General features: G+C 40.5%; 18 protein-coding genes. 17 read left to right on the top strand and 1 reads right to left on the bottom strand.

Features of this window, described 5'->3' with window-relative positions; all coding sequences use genetic code 11:
• Positions 1–99: 99 nt before the first annotated feature.
• Positions 100–1473 (bottom strand): dipeptidase, encoded by a 1374-nt coding sequence (locus V7138_RS03405; RefSeq protein ID WP_335394287.1) that lies wholly within the window; start codon positions 1471–1473, stop codon positions 100–102.
• A gap of 545 nt (positions 1474–2018) precedes the next feature.
• Here V7138_RS03405 and V7138_RS03400 point away from each other — a divergent pair.
• From V7138_RS03400 to V7138_RS03320, 17 genes are all read left to right on the top strand, one after another.
• Positions 2019–2321 carry an urease subunit gamma gene (locus V7138_RS03400; protein ID WP_335394285.1) on the top strand — a complete coding sequence of 101 codons (303 nt, stop codon included), beginning with the start codon at positions 2019–2021 and terminating at the stop codon, positions 2319–2321.
• Positions 2322–2344: 23 nt separating this feature from the next.
• Positions 2345–2665 carry an urease subunit beta gene (locus V7138_RS03395; protein ID WP_335394283.1) on the top strand — a complete coding sequence of 107 codons (321 nt, stop codon included), beginning with the start codon at positions 2345–2347 and terminating at the stop codon, positions 2663–2665.
• Positions 2665–4377 (top strand): urease subunit alpha, encoded by a 1713-nt coding sequence (ureC, locus tag V7138_RS03390; protein ID WP_335394281.1) that lies wholly within the window; start codon positions 2665–2667, stop codon positions 4375–4377. Before V7138_RS03395 ends, ureC begins: the two co-directional genes overlap by 1 nt.
• 11 nt (positions 4378–4388) lie before the next feature.
• Positions 4389–4844: an urease accessory protein UreE gene (gene ureE / locus V7138_RS03385; RefSeq protein WP_335394279.1), complete on the top strand. Its 456-nt coding sequence runs from the start codon at positions 4389–4391 to the stop codon at positions 4842–4844.
• Entirely contained in the window at positions 4837–5523 is a 687-nt protein-coding gene (locus tag V7138_RS03380; RefSeq protein ID WP_335394277.1) for an urease accessory protein UreF, read from the top strand. The genes ureE and V7138_RS03380 overlap by 8 nt, the downstream gene beginning before the upstream one ends.
• Before the next feature lie 26 nt (positions 5524–5549).
• Positions 5550–6161, top strand: a complete 612-nt coding sequence (ureG, locus tag V7138_RS03375; protein WP_335394275.1) for an urease accessory protein UreG — start codon at positions 5550–5552, stop codon at positions 6159–6161.
• A 1-nt stretch (position 6162) separates the two neighbouring features.
• On the top strand, positions 6163–6987 hold the full coding sequence (locus V7138_RS03370; protein WP_335394273.1) for an urease accessory protein UreD: 825 nt from the start codon (positions 6163–6165) through the stop codon (positions 6985–6987).
• Positions 6988–7078: 91 nt separating this feature from the next.
• The gene (locus V7138_RS03365; RefSeq protein ID WP_335394271.1) at positions 7079–7555 is read left to right on the top strand and encodes a hypothetical protein; all 477 of its coding nucleotides are present in this window, start codon (positions 7079–7081) and stop codon (positions 7553–7555) included.
• A gap of 227 nt (positions 7556–7782) precedes the next feature.
• The gene (locus V7138_RS03360) at positions 7783–9555 is read left to right on the top strand and encodes a SpoIID/LytB domain-containing protein (RefSeq protein WP_335394269.1); all 1773 of its coding nucleotides are present in this window, start codon (positions 7783–7785) and stop codon (positions 9553–9555) included.
• Positions 9556–9701: 146 nt separating this feature from the next.
• Positions 9702–10676 (top strand): N-acetylglucosamine kinase, encoded by a 975-nt coding sequence (locus V7138_RS03355; RefSeq protein ID WP_335394267.1) that lies wholly within the window; start codon positions 9702–9704, stop codon positions 10674–10676.
• Between the two features lie 94 nt (positions 10677–10770).
• Positions 10771–11718, top strand: coding sequence for a GNAT family N-acetyltransferase (locus V7138_RS03350; protein ID WP_335394265.1), 948 nt, complete (start codon positions 10771–10773; stop codon positions 11716–11718).
• Positions 11719–11762: 44 nt separating this feature from the next.
• The gene (gene murQ, locus V7138_RS03345; protein ID WP_335394263.1) at positions 11763–12686 is read left to right on the top strand and encodes an N-acetylmuramic acid 6-phosphate etherase; all 924 of its coding nucleotides are present in this window, start codon (positions 11763–11765) and stop codon (positions 12684–12686) included.
• 5 nt (positions 12687–12691) lie between these two features.
• A complete protein-coding gene (locus V7138_RS03340; protein WP_335394262.1) occupies positions 12692–13747 on the top strand; it encodes a serine hydrolase domain-containing protein in 1056 nt (351 codons plus the stop codon).
• 4 nt (positions 13748–13751) lie between these two features.
• A complete protein-coding gene (locus V7138_RS03335; RefSeq protein WP_335394260.1) occupies positions 13752–14468 on the top strand; it encodes a PIG-L deacetylase family protein in 717 nt (238 codons plus the stop codon).
• 18 nt (positions 14469–14486) lie between these two features.
• Positions 14487–16064 carry a beta-N-acetylhexosaminidase gene (nagZ, locus tag V7138_RS03330; protein ID WP_335394258.1) on the top strand — a complete coding sequence of 526 codons (1578 nt, stop codon included), beginning with the start codon at positions 14487–14489 and terminating at the stop codon, positions 16062–16064.
• 13 nt (positions 16065–16077) lie between these two features.
• Positions 16078–17241 (top strand): anhydro-N-acetylmuramic acid kinase, encoded by a 1164-nt coding sequence (locus V7138_RS03325; RefSeq protein WP_335394256.1) that lies wholly within the window; start codon positions 16078–16080, stop codon positions 17239–17241.
• 108 nt (positions 17242–17349) lie between these two features.
• Positions 17350–18687 (top strand): ABC transporter substrate-binding protein, encoded by a 1338-nt coding sequence (locus V7138_RS03320; protein ID WP_335394254.1) that lies wholly within the window; start codon positions 17350–17352, stop codon positions 18685–18687.
• Positions 18688–18743 lie beyond the last annotated feature (56 nt).

Genomic DNA, 18743 nt, shown 5'->3' with positions numbered 1-18743 from the left:
TTATCAGTCAAATGAAGACCCAAACATCAAAAAAATTGTAATGAAAAATCCTTCATCCTCATAAAAAGGTGGACCCCAAACGGGAATCCACCTTTTCGCTTACAATGACTTCTCTAACTCAAACCAGTACGTGCACAAAGTTTCCAAGCCTTTATCAAAATTTTCAAGATGGAAGTGCTCATTTGGGGCGTGGAAGTTTTCAGTTGGTAGTCCAAAGCCCATTAATACAATCGGCGCATGAAGAACTTCATCTAAGGTTGCAATTATCGGTAATGATCCGCCACCGCGAGTAAATGACGTTGGCACCTTGTACACCTCTTCATAAGCACGGCTTGCAGCTTGAATCGCCGGATGGTCAAATGGTGTCACATATGGCGCACCTTTGTCAAAAAGTTGAAGACTTACCTCAACGCCAACTGGTTTGTTTTTCTCAATATGTTGCTTTAGTTGTTCGACAATTACATCAGGATCCTGGTTTGGAACAAGTCGACACGTGATTTTTGCATGAGCCTCTGAAGGGATCACGGTCTTGATGCCGTCACCTTGGAAACCACCATAAATTCCGTTAATATCAAGAGTTGGACGGACCCATGTTCGTTCAAGATAGCTATAGCCCTTTTCCCCATAAAGCGCAGGAACTCCAAGCTCTTGACGTTGTTTTTCCTCATCAAAGTTTAAAGCTTCATATGCTTGTTTTTCTTCATCGGTTAAGGGGAGTACATCCTCATAAAAACCTTCAACTGTCACTTTACCGTCCTCATTATGGAATGAGTTCAATAATTGAACAAGTGCATTAATGGGGTTATGTACGCCACCACCGTATAGCCCGGAGTGTAAGTCGCTGGTAGATCCTTTAACATCAATTTGAAGGCCCGCAAGTCCACGTACACCGTAGCAAATTGTTGGTTTTCCACGCTCATTCATGCTTGTGTCAGAAATCACAATAACGTCTGCCGCAAGCAATTCTTTATTTTCCTTAACAAAGGCTGGAAGGTTCGGACTCCCAATTTCTTCTTCGCCTTCAATACAGAATTTGAAATTAAGTGGCAATGTCCCTTCCGTCTTTAGAATGGCTTCTAACGCCTTCAAGTGCATAAAGGTTTGCCCTTTGTCATCACTTGCTCCACGTGCAAAAATTTTATCATCACGAATTTCTGGCTCAAACGGAGGGCTGTCCCATAAATGAAGCGGGTCAACTGGCTGAACATCATAATGACCATAAATTAATACAGTAGGTTTTCCTTTTGCATGAAGCCAGTCCCCATATACAACCGGATGTCCTTTTGTTGGGTGAATGCTGACATTTTCCATCCCAATATTACGAAGTGCGTTTGCTACCCACTCCGCCGTTTGGTTTACATCCTCTTTGTGATCAGGCAAAGCACTAATGCTAGGGATTTTAAGAAATTCAAATAGTTCTTGTAGATGTGATTCTCTGTTTTCAGTTAAGTAGTTCTGAATATCTTGATTCAAAGCAGGTTCCTCCTTATGTTGAATACAATACTTAATTTCTAGTTTAATTGTAAAAATCCTTTAAAAACAATGATAACGTATTTATGTATGAATTTTGTAATTTTAATCACAAAATATTTGTAGTTTTTTGTCGAACTATGCTATAGTCTAGTTGTAAACAATTCGCCCACTTTAACCAAAAGTGGCAAGTTTCCCCAATCCCCCAAATTTCGAAAATTCGAACCCAAATAGTAAAGATTTAAGGTCTGAAAATCTAGTTTTCGACCGGTCACAGATTTATATGTTAAAAAAATTCAAATCAATATGGTTTGTTTTTTTTATTTCGTAAAAGGAGGTGAATAAACAAATTGAAAAAAACCTTTAATATTACAAAAACTCATTAACATTGCTCGTTGGAGGATTAATTTTCCAATAGAGTTTAAACTCACTGCAAATGGAAAAATGATGGAGAAAGTTTCTAACTTTTTCAAGAAAGCAGTTAATGATCTTTATTCCCAAATAGGGGCTTTTTTATTGTACAAAAATTTAATAGGGAGGTTTATGTTGTGCATTTATTACCTCGAGAAATTGATAAGCTCATGATTGTTGTAGCTGCAGATCTTGCGAAGCGCCGGAAGGAAAGAGGCTTAAAACTAAACTATCCGGAAGCTGTTGCATTGATTACATATGAAGTAATTGAAGGTGCAAGAGACGGGAAAACCGTTGCTGAACTTATGGAGTACGGAACGACTGTTTTGTCACGGGAAGATGTGATGGAGGGGATACCTGAAATGATTGACGACATACAGGTTGAGGTAACCTTTCCAGATGGAACGAAATTAGTTACAGTCCATAGCCCGATACGCTAAACCATTCAAGGAGGGATTTCATAATGATACCTGGGCAATACGTTTTACAAGAAGAAGAGATTATTTGTAATGAAGGAAGAGAGATTTATACGCTTTCTGTTATGAATACAGGTGACCGTCCGATTCAAGTAGGGTCACATTTTCATTTTTATGAAGTGAATGAATTTCTTCATTTTAATAGAGATGAGGCATATGGAAAACGATTAAATATCCCAGCTGGGGCAGCAGTTCGATTTGAACCAGGGGATGAAAAAGAAATTCAACTCATTTGTTTGGCTGGTGAACGAAGGGTATATGGGTTCAATAATAAAGTAGATGGCTCTCTGGAAGGAGGGTGTAAATAATGAGTTTCAGAATGTCCAGAAAGCAGTACGCAGAAATGTTTGGTCCAACAACAGGAGACTCAATCCGCCTGGCAGACACAGATATATTTATTCAAATTGAAAAGGATTATACCACTTACGGGGAAGAGGTTGTATTCGGTGGCGGGAAGGTCATACGGGACGGTATGGGGCAGCATCCACTGGCGACTAGAGGAGAAGGTGTCGCTGACACGGTAATTACAAACGTTGTCATCCTTGACTACACAGGCATTGTCAAAGCCGACCTAGCGATCCGAGACGGAAAAATCTATAAGATTGGTAAAAGTGGTAACCCATTAGTAATGGATAATGTGGATATTATTATTGGTGCATCTACTGAAATAATTGCAGGTGAAGGCTTAATTGTTACAGCTGGAGCGATTGATACTCATGTGCATTTTATTAACCCAGACCAGGTCAACGTGGCACTCACAGCTGGCACAACGACTTTAATAGGTGGTGGGACTGGGCCTGTAGCGGGATCGAAGGCTACGACGGTTACACCAGGAGAATGGAATATCCATCGTATGCTCCAAGCAGCAGAAGGACTTCCAATCAATGTCGGATTTACAGGGAAAGGTCATGCAGCTTCCATGGACCCATTAGCGGAACAAGTAAGGGCTGGAGTGATTGGACTTAAGGTTCATGAAGATTGGGGAGCCACGGGTTCATCCCTCGATTATGCCTTAAGAGTAGCAGAGAAATACGATATTCAAGTTGCTCTGCATGCGGATACCTTGAATGAAAGTGGATTTATGGAAAACACGATGGCAGCTGTAAAAGACCGAGTTCTTCACATGTATCATACAGAAGGGGCAGGCGGAGGGCACGCACCTGACTTAATAAAATCAGCAGGGTACTCAAATATTTTACCTTCATCAACAAACCCGACCCTTCCATACACGATCAATACGGTTGATGAACACTTAGATATGGTGATGGTATGTCACCACTTAAACCCATCTGTTCCTGAGGATATCGCTTTTGCGGATTCTAGGATTAGAAGGGAAACGATCGCTGCAGAAGACATATTACAGGACATGGGTGTCTTCAGTATGGTCAGCTCTGATTCACAAGCAATGGGGCGTGTAGGTGAGGTGATCTTACGTACATGGCAAGTCGCAGATAAAATGAAAAAACAACGAGGGCCAATAAAGGGGGACAGTAAGTTCGCAGATAATAACCGTGCAAAGCGTTATATAGCTAAATACACGATTAATCCTGCAATTACACATGGAATTTCCCAACATGTAGGCTCCATTGAAGAGGGAAAGATGGCTGACCTTGTCTTGTGGTCACCAAAGTTTTTCGGAGTAAAACCAGAAATGGTAATTAAGAATGGTCTTGTTGTAACAGGTTTGATGGGGGATTCTAATGCGTCTATACCTACTCCACAGCCGTATATATACCGCCCAATGTATGCGCAATATGGAAAAGCCTTATTTAATAGCTCAGCCACATTTATTTCTCAGGTGGCTTACGATGAAGGGGTCCATGAAAGACTTGGACTGGAAAAAATCATTCTTCCTGTTGGTGGCATCCGCACGCTATCGAAAAAAGATATGAAATTGAATGCTGAAACACCGGAGATTACGGTTGATCCACAAACATATGAAGTGAGAGTTAATGGGGAGCTGCTAACGTGTGAACCGGTTGATGTGGTCCCAATGGGGCAGCGATATTTTCTATTTTGAGGTGAATGTGGTTGATTATTGAAAAAATTATTACAAATCTAGAAGAAATGGATCGTAGCGAACTTGAAAAGCGCCATATCGAAAAAGTGTATTTAGAAAGCTCGCATTTAGTAAAAAGGATTCAGAGGGTAAAAACGGACCATGGTAAAGAAATCGGGATTCGATTGAAAGAAGCACGTGATCTTGAAGCGGGCGACGTGTTATACATGGATGATAAAAATATCATTGTCATTGATGTGCTTTCGGATGACCTGCTCGTGATTAGCCCTCGAGATATAAAAGAAATGGGAACGATTGCTCATCAGCTTGGAAACCGTCATATCCCAGCTCAGTTTGAAGACGAAAATATGCTCGTTCAGTATGATTACCTAATAGAAGAACTGTTGCAACAACTTGAAATTCCATATAGACGGGAAGACAGAAAGGTAAAACAAGCATTCAGACATATAGGTCATAGCCATGGATAAAAATATCCTCTCTTTATTTCAATTGTGTGATTCTAACCTACCGACAGGGGCATTTAGCCATTCTTTTGGTTTGGAAACATACATACAAGAGAATCTTGTAACAGATGCAGAAACCTTTTACAAGTGGCTTCAAGTATATGTAAATGAGCAGCTCATCTATACAGATGGGCTTTCCTGTTGTCTCGTTTATGAAGCACTACAAAACGAAAATATTCAACAAATATGGGAGCTTGATCGAAAGCTAAATGTACAGAACTTGCCGCGGGAAACAAGGGAAGGAACACAAATGATTGGTGATCGCATGCTTAAGCTGGCTGAAACTTTATACGACATGCCATCACTCACACAATATAGGGAACGGATTAGGCAAAAGCAGGCATATGGCCACTCATCCATCGTTTTTACAATGGTTGCTTTCGGACTAGGGATATCAAAGCCAAATGCCATTCTGTATTATTTATACTCTACCATTTCGAGTCTTGTTCAAAACGCTGTTCGTGCTATACCTCTTGGGCAAACCGCTGGACAGCGAATCATTCATGATTTTCAATCCGAATTAACACAGGCAGTTGAAAAAATTTTAGAATTACCTGAAGAGGACTTTGGAATTGTATCTCCTGGCCTTGAATTGTCCCAAATGAAGCATGAACGAGTCAATATCCGTATTTTTATGTCATAAAAGAATTAGGTAAAGGAGTGTTATAAATGGAACCAGTTAAAATTGGAGTTGGAGGGCCTGTTGGAGCAGGTAAAACAATGCTAGTAGAAAAATTAACCCGTCGTCTTGAAGGGGAAATAAAAATGGCAGTTGTAACAAATGACATTTATACGAAGGAAGATGCGAAGTTTTTAATAGAAAACGGTGTTCTTCCTGAAGATCGAATCATAGGCGTAGAAACAGGGGGTTGTCCGCATACAGCGATACGCGAGGACGCTTCGATGAATTTTGCTGCGATCGATGAATTAATAAGCCGTCATCCTGATGTTGAACTCATCTTTGTCGAAAGTGGCGGGGACAACCTTGCAGCCACCTTTAGCCCGGAATTAGTTGATTTCTCGATTTACATCATCGATGTGGCCCAAGGGGAGAAGATTCCTCGTAAAGGTGGACAAGGTATGATTAAATCCGATTTGTTTATTATTAACAAGACCGACCTTGCGCCACATGTCGGTGCTAGCTTGGAAGTAATGGCCAATGATACAAGAGTATTTCGAGGAGATAAACCATTTGTCTTTACAAATTTAAAAAATGAAGAAGGACTCGTTGAGGTTATTGACTGGATTATGAAGCACGTATTATTAAGAGGATTAGAGTAAGATGACAGCTTGGACAGGTGAATTATCCTTGAATCTTGAAGACCGTAACGGAAAGACTGTTGCAAAGAGGGTTTATTTTCAGGGAGCCTTCAAGGTGATGAGACCCATATATCATGATGATTCAGGGAAGGTATGTTACTACCTTTTAAATCCCGGGGGCGGATATTTAGATGGAGACCGCTATAGGATGGAGATAGCGGTAGAAGAAGGAGCAAAAGTGACATTAACGACTCAAGGTGCAACAAAAGTATATAAAACACCTAATGACCACGTTTATCAAGAAACAGTGATTTCACTTAAGAAAGGGAGTTATTTAGAATACCTCCCTGATCCCTTAATCGCCTATGAAAATGCCCATTATAAGCAAAAAAATGTGATTCATATGGAAACAGGTGCTACATTTCTTTATACAGACATCATAACTCCTGGTTGGTCTCCGAGCGGGGATAAATTCAGTTACAATACGATTCAATTAGTGAATGAAATTTATATTGATAATAAGCTAGGTGTATTTGATCATATTAAACTATCCCCTGCTCAACAGGCGATAACTGAAATAGGATTGATGGAAGGCTATACCCATCTGGGTTCTATGATCGTGATTGGCAATCAAACTAGTAACCAACTACTTGATGAGTTGTATGAAATTATTAAAGGAACTGAAACTGAATTTTCCTTTGGTCTGTCAAGGTTAGCTGTACCAGGATTTAGTATTCGGGTGCTAGCCAATTCGACACAGCTCATTGAAGGTATCTTTGCAAATTGTCATAGGGAAATTATGCAAAGATGGTTCGGGACGTATCCTATTTCATTGCGAAAATATTAAAGAAAGACATAGAATCCCCCTTTAGACAATGAGAATATTTATGCTACACTTAGGAAATTACTTTAATAGTGAAGAAATGAGGGGGATTGAAATGTCAAAGGAATCCAATGAAGAAAAACCCGTAATTGAAAACTTTAAGGTTGAACCCTTTTTGGAGGATCATGTTCATCATCAAAGACATGCTTTCACATTTAAAATTCAAGGTGATGAATTCAAGGGTCATTTTCATGACGATGAAATCAAATGGCTCCATCCACATCCGAAACAAATGATAGGTGAAGAAAAAGTAGAAGTGATTGAATCCGCGATTTACGATTCGATGAAGGAACATGGAATTACCAGCGGGATTAAAGACTTTGAAATAAAGCAAGCCTTTGAGGACCGCACATATGAACGCAAGCAATTCATTCTACAAGTACAAGGCGAAGAATTCAAAGGATTTGTACATGAGGGTGAAATCCAATGGTTCCATCCACAACCACACCAAAAGCTTGAAGAAAGGCATGTCGAAGCCATTGAAACAGAGATTCATGAAAAAATAGTGCAACCAAAAGAAGAGGGAAAATAATAGTATAAGAAAAAAGGCCAGGTGGCCTTTTTTTGTTGCATTTTTTTAGGTGAGCCATGATGCAAAAGTATGAAATAATATTTTGAAAAATAGTAATAAAGTACGAAGGTTAATTTTAGAAGCTTACAGAAATAAAGAGTATAAGGAAAACTAGTAATGTTTTTCCAATTGCACGCGAAGGAAAACCTACTGGTTATAAAAAAATCTGGAAAAGCGGGGGAAATATTTTGCCGAAAAGATGGGGACGCAGTTTTGTAAGTGCTTTGGTAATGATTGTTCTAGTTTCAGGTCTTTTTTCTCAAGTTGGACAAGTTTCAGCAGCCGAGGATAACAGGTCATGGAAAGAATACACAGAAAAAATTATGGCGAAGGATATAGACAATGGAACGTTAGAACTTGAAATTCAAGGCACTAAAAAGCTTGCAAAAAATGTTGATGTTACCCTAACTGGGGAAAATCGAGTGTACCAAAAATCTCTTGCCGATGTAAGAGTCGGTGCTGAAAATGTAACCATTCGAGTGAATCATAAAAATGAAATTACAAAAATTGATATCGATGGACCTACTCCGATTGAAACAATGAGGGTCGGGATCATGACAACAAACTTCGCATCTGTTGATCATGATACGATTGTGCTAAGCTCTCAAGCGGGTCTTGAAATCGTTGATAAAATTGCAGAGGAAACATTCTCAATTCCAGCAAATGAGAAAGTCACATTCACACCTTCTGAAAATGAAATCATGGTAACCAATGCTTCAGGTGAGGTTTTATATACAACACAAAATAGGCTTTATGCTAATACTGACAAGGATAGCAAAATTAAAGTTGAAAATATTACAAGAGCGAGTGGGGACCCTTCATATCGTGGGTTCTTTGAAATAACGACATCACCAACTGGAGACAAATTAAATTTAATTAATGAAGTTGATTTTGAGCAGTATCTCTATCAAGTGGTTCCAAGCGAAATGCCTGCCTACTTTGGCTTAAATGCACTAAAAGCTCAGGCGGTAGCAGCTAGAACCTATGCAATAGGCGACTACTTAAGTGATCGTTTTGCTAAAGATGGATTCTTTGTATTAGATAGTGTGATGAGTCAGGTTTATAACAATACTCCTGAGAACGCCGCAACAACACAAGCTGTAAATGAGACAGCGGGAGTTATTATGTTAGGTGAAGATGGTAGTTTAGTAGATGCACGCTATTATTCAACTTCAGGAGGATACGGTGCTTCTAAGCATCAGGTTTGGGCCGAAGCGGACGGGACGTTTCCAAGCAAGGTTTTACCGTACCTAATCGCACAAAGTCATACATTTGATCCAAATGACCCAAGTAAAATGCTAGAAATTGATACACAAAGCGAGGAAGAAATTCTCGCATTCTATAAAACATTGTCCCATACAGGCTACGATGGAAATTCTCCATGGTTTAGATGGAAGGTAAGGCTATCTAAAGAAGAGCTGGAGAATACAATCAATGCAAACATTATAAGTAGACAAGCTGCTGACCCTAAATTTGTGTTAACTCAAAATGAATCTGGGGAGTTTGTAAGCCAGCCAATCCCTGCAGAAGGTATTGGGGAACTCGATGATATGTACGTTGCAAAGCGTGGTGACGGCGGAAACATTATGGAACTCGTCATCGAAGGGACAACAGGGACGTACAAAATTATAAAAGAATACAATATTCGTTTTACAATCAGACCATCTAATGCATTTACAAAAGGAGAAACAGTTGTGCTCCATCGTGCGACTGCAGGAAGCACAGACTACACAGGTATACTGGAAAACTACACCATCCTACCATCAGCTTTCTTTGGTTTTGAGTTTGACGAGGAGAATGGCATTACCTTCTACGGAGGCGGAAATGGCCATGGTGTCGGTATGAGTCAATACGGAGCCTATTATCTTGGCACAACATTAGAGTATGGGTTTGATAGAATCTTAACTTCCTATTATCCAAATATGTCGTTAGAGAGTATTTCTGTTTTGAGTAAAGAATAAAAATATCCGAAACTGCTGTTCCGAAAGTGGACGGCAGTTTTTTTGGGTGTAAAATATTATTTTAATAATTTGTGAAATATATTGAAATTTAATTTCCTTTCCGTATAATAAAATTAACAACCAATTCAAAATTGGGGGCTAGAAAAATGTATGTTTTAGGAATTGATGGTGGAGGAACGAAGACAAAAGGGATGATTGCTGATGAAAATGGCAATGTGTATGCAGTGGCACAGGTTGGGGCAACCAATCAAAATGGGGCCGACATGCAAAGCATTGAAAAAGAATTTGAGTCCTTGTTTTTGTCTTTAAAAAATCAGAGTAAAGAAGCGTTTAATAATCTTCATACAATCTTTGCTGGGATTGCGGGTGTTGACCGGCCAGAGGCAAAGAAAATCGCGGAAGAAATTCTAGGTGAGCTCGGCCCTTCAAAGGCTGCCATAATAGTCGACAATGACGGGGTCAATGCATTGTATTCTGGAACCCTTGGGGCACCGGGAATTGTCCAAATTTGTGGCACCGGTTCAATTACCTTTGGTGTTAATGAGAAAGGTGAGCGAAAGCGTGTCGGTGGTTGGGGCTATTTGATTGATGATGAAGGTAGTAGCTATGAACTGGGTAGGGAAGCATTACACGCTATATTTAAGGCATATGACCACAGGGGCCCTAAAACAGCACTAACGGAAAAAATCGTCCAGCATTTCCAAATCACTGATCCATCTGATTTAATTTCCATTGTCTATAACGCTAAACATCCACGTGAAGTCATTGCGCCTTTAAGTAGGTATGTGACAGAGGCTGTTGATCAAGGCGATAAAGTGGCTAAGGAACTCATCCAAGAATCCGGAAGCAAGATTGCGTGCTCCATTCATCACTTGTACAATCAGCTTTTTCCGTTCAATGAAAAGGAAATACCAGTGGTGCTTGTAGGCGGTCTTTTTACACGAAGCGATCTGTATATTCCAATTATTGATACCCTTTTACAACAAATTTCTCTACCGCTTAAACTCGTCACACCTCATATAGAGCCTGTTGGCGGGGCTGTTGCTGCAGGAGTTATTCATACGGGAAGTAAGCTAAGTCAAAGCTTTACAAACAACATAAACAAAATAATAGTACAATAATTTCATATTTATTTTGAATTATTATTTCAAAATTTACAAAAATTTGCTATGATTAGTTTAAAAATAAGTTGTAACGACTAGCGGGGGAACCGTGATGAAAATTTTACAGTTAGATGAGCAATGGATATCAGGAATCGTAAAGCTATGGAATCGAGAACTAAGTGTTGATTTTCCAATGAGAGACGCTCTTTTTAAGCAAAATAGCATTGATGACCCTAATGTACTTTCGTCTGGTTCGTATCTTGCTATCAATGATCAGGAGCAAGTTATCGGTTTCGTGTTAACAAAATACGTTCAAGATAAAACGGAATTGCTACTTAATCATGAAGTCGGGTGGATTCAGGCTTTACTTGTTGATTCGCAGTTTCGTAAAAGTAGAATTGGAAGCGTTTTATTGGAGAGTGCAGAAAAAGCGTTGGAACAACAGGGCTGTAAGACGATCTTTCTCGGTCGTGACCCAGCTCATTATTTTCCCGGAGTTCCTCTTCAATATGAACATACAAGAGAGTGGTTTGAAAAAAGAGGCTACCAAGCATCTGGGATTGCATCAGACATGATGAGGACCTTTACACCGGATGAAAAATTTGATTTTCAAAAACCTAAGGATATTGAGGTTTCCCTAATTGAAAATAAAGATGAGCTAATCTCTTTCCTGCATCGATGTTTTCCTGGTAGATGGGAATATGAAGCAAAACAATATTTTAAAAATGGTGGGACTGGAAGGGAATTTGTTGTATTTCGCAAAGAAAATAAGATTATCGGGTTCTGCCGAATCAATGATTCAAAGTCACCCATTATTGGACCAAATGTATATTGGGCACCATTGTTTGACGAAGGCGTGGGCGGTGTTGGACCGCTTGGAATTGATAAAGAGGAAAGAAATAAAGGTTATGGACTAGCAATTGTCAAGGCGGGTATCTCTTTTTTAAGAGAAAGGCAACTAAACAATATCATTATTGATTGGACAGGATTAATCAATTTTTATAAAAAGATAGATTTCAAGGTTTGGAAACAATATAAGCAATATAGTAAACATATTTAGTCCTTTCTAAAGAAAGAAAAAGAAACCAGACAGGTTGGAAAGGCGTGGCGAACTTGAAGGTTAATATTACAACGTTAACAACTGAGCAACGAAACCAAAGGTCTTTAAATATCGACCAACTTACAACATCTCAAATTATTGAGCTAATGAATGAGGAGGACGAAACTGTATCAAAGGCTGTTAGGATGGTTCTTCCTCAAATTGACAAGGCGATTGAAGCCATCTATGCAACATTAAAACAAAATGGACGGCTATTTTATATTGGAGCAGGAACAAGTGGACGACTTGGCGTATTAGATGCAGCGGAATGCCCGCCGACATTCTGTACACCTCCGGAAATGGTTCAGGCGATAATGGCAGGTGGCGAGTCAGCGATGTTTACAGCCGTCGAAGGAGCAGAGGATGACCAAGAAGGTGGCGCGAGGGATTTAGAAAAAAGAGGCTTTACGAAAAATGATATTTTAGTAGGTATTGCAGCAAGCGGGCGCACACCTTATGTCATCGGAGCCTTGCAGTATGCCCAGAGCCTTGGCGCTATTACTGTTTCCTTAGCCTGTAATCAGAATGCGGAAATCAGCAAGTATGCACACCATAGCATTGAAGTGATTGTTGGACCCGAAATTCTCTCAGGCTCAACGCGGTTAAAATCTGCAACAGCACAAAAAATGATTTTAAATATGCTATCAACAACAGCGATGATTAAGCTTGGTAAGGTCTATGGAAACTTAATGGTCGACCTCCATGCAAGCAATTTGAAGCTTATTGAACGGGCCAGAAGAATCGTTATGGATGTGACAGGGGTTACGTATCAGGAGGCTGAATCCATACTCAATCAAACCAATCAAAAAGTAAAGCCAGCTATCGTAATGGTTTTAGCAGGTGTTTCGATGGAAAAGGCGATTGAAGTGATTGACCAAGCAAATGGATTTACGAGGAAGGCAATACAGTTAGCAAATGAAGGGAAGTGATGTGGATGAGGGATAAGGTGTTAGCTTTCCTTCAGCAGGAAATTGACCAGCATCACATTCCGGGTGCTGTCATTCACATTTCACATCAACAGGAAGTCATTCTTCAAGAGGCGATTGGAAATAGAGTTGTGTATCCAAAAAAGGAACTAATGAAGTTAAACACTATTTTTGACCTCGCTTCCCTAACAAAGGTCGTTGTCACCCTGCCCTCTATTTTATTGTTAGTTGAGGCGGGGAAGCTCCACCTTGATGATAAGGTTTCTCATTTTTTACCAGATTTTGCAAAACACGATAAAACATCGATTACGATTAAAGATTTACTTACCCATTCATCTGGATTACCAGCACATCGGGAGTATTTTAAAGAGTCATTAAATACCGACGAGATTATGGAACGAATTTTTAATGAAAAATTAGTCGTGGGAACTAGCGAGAGGGTCATCTATAGTGACCTCGGCTTCATTCTTCTCTATAAAATAATCGAAAAAGTAACAGAAGAGGACTTTCAGACCTTTTTAAAACGAGAGTTATTTGACAAACTACAAATGAATGAAACTAGTTTTCTACCAAAATATGAACGAGAAAGATTTGCGGCAACTGAATATAGTAACGCTTTACAGGATTATAAGCATGGGATTGTGCATGATGACAATACGGAAAGTATGGGTGGTGTAAGTGGTCATGCTGGGTTGTTTTCAACCATATTCGATCTCGCAAACTATGCCTCTATGATTGAAAATAATGGGGTTTTTAAAGGAAGACGTATTCTGTCAGGGCAGTCCATACGCTTAACAAGGCAAAATTATACCGCTTTTAGCAGTGAGTATAGGGGCTTAGGCTGGGTTTTAAAAAGCCCAACGCTCTCGAGCTGTGGTGACTTATTTTCTCATTCCTCTTATGGTCATACGGGGTTCACGGGAACAAGCATCTGGTTTGACCCGAGTTTTCAGTTACATGTCATCCTACTTACGAATCGTGTTCATTTTGGAAGGAAGGATCCAATTCTTAGGTTAAGACCAAGGTTACATAACTTGATTAAAGCACAGATGGAGAGGGGGTAAAAAGATGTCTGAAAAAATTCATTTGATGATTGTTGGGGCTCACTGTGGAGACGGGGAAATACAAGCAGGAGCAATCGCCCATAAATATGCAAAAGCAGGACATGAGGTTACCTTCCTTCACCTAACAGCAGGTGAAAAAGGTACACCACCCCATCTAAGTGTAGAGGAATATCGTATTCAAAAAATAAAGGAAGCAGAAAAAGCAGCTGAAATATTGGGTGCAAAAAGCATCACTCTTACCCATAAGGATGCGGAGTTAAAGAAAGATGAGAAAACAGTAACCGAGCTTGCAACCATTTTTAGAAGGCTAAAACCAACACTTGTTATTACGCATTGGGAAAATAGTATGCATCCTGATCATGCCCTTTGTCCACGACTTGTTCAAGCCGCGTGGTTAAAGGCGGCATTACCGGGCTTTGAAATGGAAGGGCTTCCACCTCACTCTTTAAGAAGAATGCTTCATAGTGAGAACTGGGAGGACATGGAAGGATATGTTCCGGATATTTATGTAGATGTAACCGATGAATTTGAAACCTATCTAGAGGCGTTATCACAATACTGGTTTATTATGAATTCTACCGATTTCAGGTATTACGACTATTATAAGGCACTTGGAACATTGAGAGGTTGTTTGAACCGTACAGCATACGCGCAAACCCTTAAGTTCCCGGTAGGCGCGAATGTTCGAAAAGGACCAAGTATACCTGGCTTCGAATTATAGTCTGGAGGTGAACCTTTCATGAAGAATACGGATTTGCGAAAAAAAGTCGGCCAATTGATGGTTGTTGGTTTTAAAGGAATAAAAGCCTCTGATGAAATAAAGGAACTCATTTGCGAGCATCATGTCGGTGGAATCATTCTCTTCGCACGAAATATTGGAACACCTCAGGAGATTCTTTCGCTCACAAATGAACTTCAGCAGGTGGCGAAGGATGCCGGACATGAGCACCCACTCTTAATCTGTATTGATCAAGAAAACGGGGTTGTTCGTAGATTAGGAGAAGGCACAACCATCTTTCCAGGGGCAATGCTTTTAGGAGCTACGGGTGAGCCAGAACATGCCTATCAAGTTGGTGTAGCGACAGGAAAAGAGCTAAAGGCACTCGGAATTAATTGGAATTTAGCACCTGTCATGGATGTCAACAATAATCCTGCAAATCCAGTCATCGGTGTAAGATCCTTTGGTGAATCAGCAGATAAGGTTTCCGAGTTTGGAAGAATGGCAATGAAAGGGATGCAGGAGGCTGGTATCATCACAACCTTAAAGCATTTTCCAGGTCATGGTGATACAAATGTCGATTCCCATCTAGACTTACCGGTCATTTCACATAACATCAATCGATTGGAACAAATTGAATTAAGGCCGTTTATTGACAGTATAAAGGCTGGCGCAGATACGATTATGTCAGCACATGTTTATTTTCCAGCGATTGAAGATACTCCTGGTGTCCCTGCAACATTATCCCGAAAAGTAATCACGGGTCTCCTCCGAGAACAGCTTGGATTTGATGGGGTGGTGACAACGGATTGTATGGAAATGAATGCAATTGCCAATACAATCGGTACGGCAAAAGGTGGAGTGGAAGCTATTAAAGCAGGTGTTGACCTGATTATGGTATCCCATCTTCATCCTCTTCAAAAGGAAACGATTGATGCCATTGTAGCGGCCGTGGAATCCGGGGAAATCGACGAAGAACAAATTCATGCGGCAGTTGCAAGAGTTACAAGATTAAAAGAAAAGTATTGCAGCTGGGATGAGATTGGCTCAAGTGAGGTACCGTCATTTGTTGGCGGGAAGGAGCACCAACAGCTTGCGAATGACATCTATAAACAAGGTATTACACTTGTAAAAAATAATGGGATTTTGCCATTGAAGGGTAAGCGTGTTCTAGTCGTTTACTCTGAAAATAAATATACGATGCAGGTTGAGGATAAACGCTATTCTTCAATGTATATTGGTGAAACGATCAAAGAGATTGATGAAACTGCTGAAGTTGTGGAACTATCAAACCCTGCAACAACTGAAGAAATACAGGAAGTAGCTGCAAAAGCCCAACATTTTGATGCGGTTATCGTTGGTACCCTGACTGTTCAAAAAGGGGATGCTCAAACAAAGCTAGTCGAAGCCTTGGGTAACACGGGCGTGCCAGTAATTGTCGTTGCGACAAGAAGTCCGTATGATCTCGCGTTTTTACCTGATGTTCAAGCCTATATATGCACCTATGAATTCCCATACCCAGCTTTGAAAATGGCAGCAAAAGCAATTTATGGATTAGAAAAGGTAACAGGAAAATTGCCAGTTACCATTCCAAAGTAAGGGAGAGGTTGATGTGAGCGAAAGGGTAGTGGTGGGTTTAATGTCAGGAACATCACTTGATGGCATCGATGCGGCTTTAGTCAATATTTCCGAAAGTGACAATCAAAAAATCCAGGTTAAACTGATTCATTTTTCAACACTTCCTTACACGGGATCAATGAGGGAGCGAATATTAGCGTTATGTGACCCAAACAGATCCAGGCTCGAGGATATTTCTTTATCAAATATGCTCCTTGGAGAATTGTTTGCGAAAGCCGCAAAAAAGGTCGTGACTGAAGCGGGTTTTGAGATGAAAGATGTTGATCTAATTAGCTCCCATGGCCAGACCATTTTCCACCAGCCGGAAGCTAAACCGGTGGAAGGCTATAGTCTTACTTCAACCTTACAAATTGGCGATATTGCGGTAATTGCAGAACGAACCGGTGTCATGACAGTTGGAGACTTCCGAACACGTGATATGGCAGTCGGCGGACAAGGTGCACCATTGGTTCCATATGCAGATGATCTGTTATTTAGGACCGTTTCGAGAGGTAGAATCCTAGCTAATATCGGTGGAATTGCGAACATCACCGTTTTACCGCCTGCCGAGAGCGATGAACAAGTACTCGCCTTCGATACCGGTCCAGGGAATATGCTGATTGATGCATTTACGACATGGGCTACAAAAGGAATGCAAACCTATGATAAAAATGGCGAGCTGGCTGCACAAGGAAAAGTAGATGAGAAATGGCTTGAAGAGCTTTTAGATCATGACTATTACAAATTGCCGGCACCAAAAAGTACGGGTCGAGAATTATTCGGTATCGAGTATGCGCAGGAACTTTGGAATACAAAGGCTGATTTGGCCCCAGAGGATAAGATAGCGACGATTACGGAGTTAACAGCCCGAACGATTGCAGATGAATGTAAGAAATTTCTAGATTCTTATAAAATCCAAGAGATGTTTATAAGCGGTGGTGGCTGGTACAACCAAACACTTCGAAAGAAATTGCAAGACCATCTGCCTCCATCCATCAAGCTAGGCAGCACAGATGAATTGGGGATCCCAGCTGATGCCAAGGAAGCAATCGTATTTGCCTTACTGGGGTACCAATGCATCAACAAACGACCGAATAATCTTCCATCAGCAACAGGAGCAAGTATTCCTGTAATCATGGGGAAAATTGCTCTAGCATAAAAAATAAAGGAAAACTGAAGGGAGGCGAGGGAAAGAGTTACTATTTAAAGTTTGTGTTGGCACTGCAATGAAAACAATGATGAAAGATACGTAAGGGGGAAAAGTAAAATGAAAAAATGGCTTAGTCTTTTTCTTATAAGTATTTTAGTAATTGGATTGTTGGCGGCATGTAGTAAAAAAGAGAACACAACAAAAGACGGCGACGGTGACAGTGATAAGGCTTGGACAGGAACGATCACAGTGTGGGATGGACCGCGTTGGCCAGATGATAAAGATAATAAATTCCACTGGATGGAAAGCAAAATTAAAGAATTTGAAGCAGCTCATGAAGGGGTAAAAGTTGATTTAGTTCAAGTTCCATGGGCAGAGCTACCTGATAAATTAGGAGTTTCGATTGCAGGGCAATCTTGGCCAGACGTTGCACCAGTTGATATTAGCGGAAGCGCTGTAAGTATTGACCATATTGAACAAGGTGTCATTGAGTCGGTTAATGATTTATTCACTGAAGATGAGCTAAAGGATTTCTATGAGAATGCACTTGATGCTTATACATTTGATGGAAAATTATATGGTGTTCCTAACTCTTTAACCGTACATGCAATGCTTTTAAACCTAGATTTATTTGAAGAGCGTGGAGTTGAGCCTCCTGCAAACGGTGAATGGACATGGGATGAATTCTTTGCGGCAGCTGAGAAGCTAACATTTGATCGTGATAACGATGGGAAAACAGATGTATATGGATTCTCAACTTATATCCTTCCTGGGTATTATGAAGCTTGGCCATTCTTCTACATCAATGGTGGAAGTCCATTGAATGAAGATATGACAAAATTCACATTTACAGAGCCAGAAGCAGTAGAAGCGATTCAACAGCTTGCGGATCTGAAATTAAAGCATAACGTAGCTCCTGAAACATTAGGGGGTCAAGATGTTGGTGGCACATTCCAAGCATGGGCGAACGAAGAGCAACGTACTGTGGCAATGCAACCATGGGCTACATGGGCAATTAGTTCAGCACAAACAAAATATCCAACAAACTTTGCGGTTGCAAACTACCCAACAGGTAAATCAGGCGAGCCTGTAACAATCGGTGGAGTAGGTGGCTGGACAATGTTCCACCAAGAGGATGCAGGTAAAAAGGAAATGGTTGGCGAATTTATTAAGTTTATCTCGACAACGGATGAGCAATTTACAATGGCAACTGAGTATGGTATTTTCCCTGCACGTAAGAGTGCTGCAGACAAAGATCCATATAAGGACAATCCAGAAATGAAGCGCGCACAAGAAATGTCTTCACAAGTCGTCATGCTACCACGTCACCCTGAGTGGAAGAAAATTGACGAAGCGATTCAAACAGAGCTTCAGTTAGTATTCAATGGTGAAAAGACCGCAGAAGAAGCAATGAAGGCGGCTGAGAAGAAGGTTAATGAATTGTTAGGTGAGTAGTAATTGGCAAGGTGGGCAGTCCAGGTTGGGCTGCCTGCTGCCAAATGAAAGATTGG

This window comes from Bacillus sp. JJ1533 (genome assembly GCF_036965045.1).
Classification (GTDB): domain Bacteria; phylum Bacillota; class Bacilli; order Bacillales; family Bacillaceae_L; genus Ferdinandcohnia.
This window is presented reverse-complemented; position numbering and strand designations above follow the sequence as displayed.

What these genes read in the sequence shown, in the direction of transcription:
- V7138_RS03395 (WP_335394283.1), top strand. Translation starts at nt 2,345, where the DNA reads ATGATACCTGGGCAATACGTTTTACAAGAAGAAGAGATTATTTGTAAT.
- V7138_RS03370 (WP_335394273.1), top strand. Translation starts at nt 6,163, where the DNA reads ATGACAGCTTGGACAGGTGAATTATCCTTGAATCTTGAAGACCGTAAC.
- V7138_RS03380 (WP_335394277.1), top strand. Translation starts at nt 4,837, where the DNA reads ATGGATAAAAATATCCTCTCTTTATTTCAATTGTGTGATTCTAACCTA.
- V7138_RS03365 (WP_335394271.1), top strand. Translation starts at nt 7,079, where the DNA reads ATGTCAAAGGAATCCAATGAAGAAAAACCCGTAATTGAAAACTTTAAG.
- ureC (WP_335394281.1), top strand. Translation starts at nt 2,665, where the DNA reads ATGAGTTTCAGAATGTCCAGAAAGCAGTACGCAGAAATGTTTGGTCCA.
- ureG (WP_335394275.1), top strand. Translation starts at nt 5,550, where the DNA reads ATGGAACCAGTTAAAATTGGAGTTGGAGGGCCTGTTGGAGCAGGTAAA.
- nagZ (WP_335394258.1), top strand. Translation starts at nt 14,487, where the DNA reads ATGAAGAATACGGATTTGCGAAAAAAAGTCGGCCAATTGATGGTTGTT.
- V7138_RS03355 (WP_335394267.1), top strand. Translation starts at nt 9,702, where the DNA reads ATGTATGTTTTAGGAATTGATGGTGGAGGAACGAAGACAAAAGGGATG.
- V7138_RS03350 (WP_335394265.1), top strand. Translation starts at nt 10,771, where the DNA reads ATGAAAATTTTACAGTTAGATGAGCAATGGATATCAGGAATCGTAAAG.
- V7138_RS03320 (WP_335394254.1), top strand. Translation starts at nt 17,350, where the DNA reads ATGAAAAAATGGCTTAGTCTTTTTCTTATAAGTATTTTAGTAATTGGA.
- V7138_RS03335 (WP_335394260.1), top strand. Translation starts at nt 13,752, where the DNA reads ATGTCTGAAAAAATTCATTTGATGATTGTTGGGGCTCACTGTGGAGAC.
- V7138_RS03340 (WP_335394262.1), top strand. Translation starts at nt 12,692, where the DNA reads ATGAGGGATAAGGTGTTAGCTTTCCTTCAGCAGGAAATTGACCAGCAT.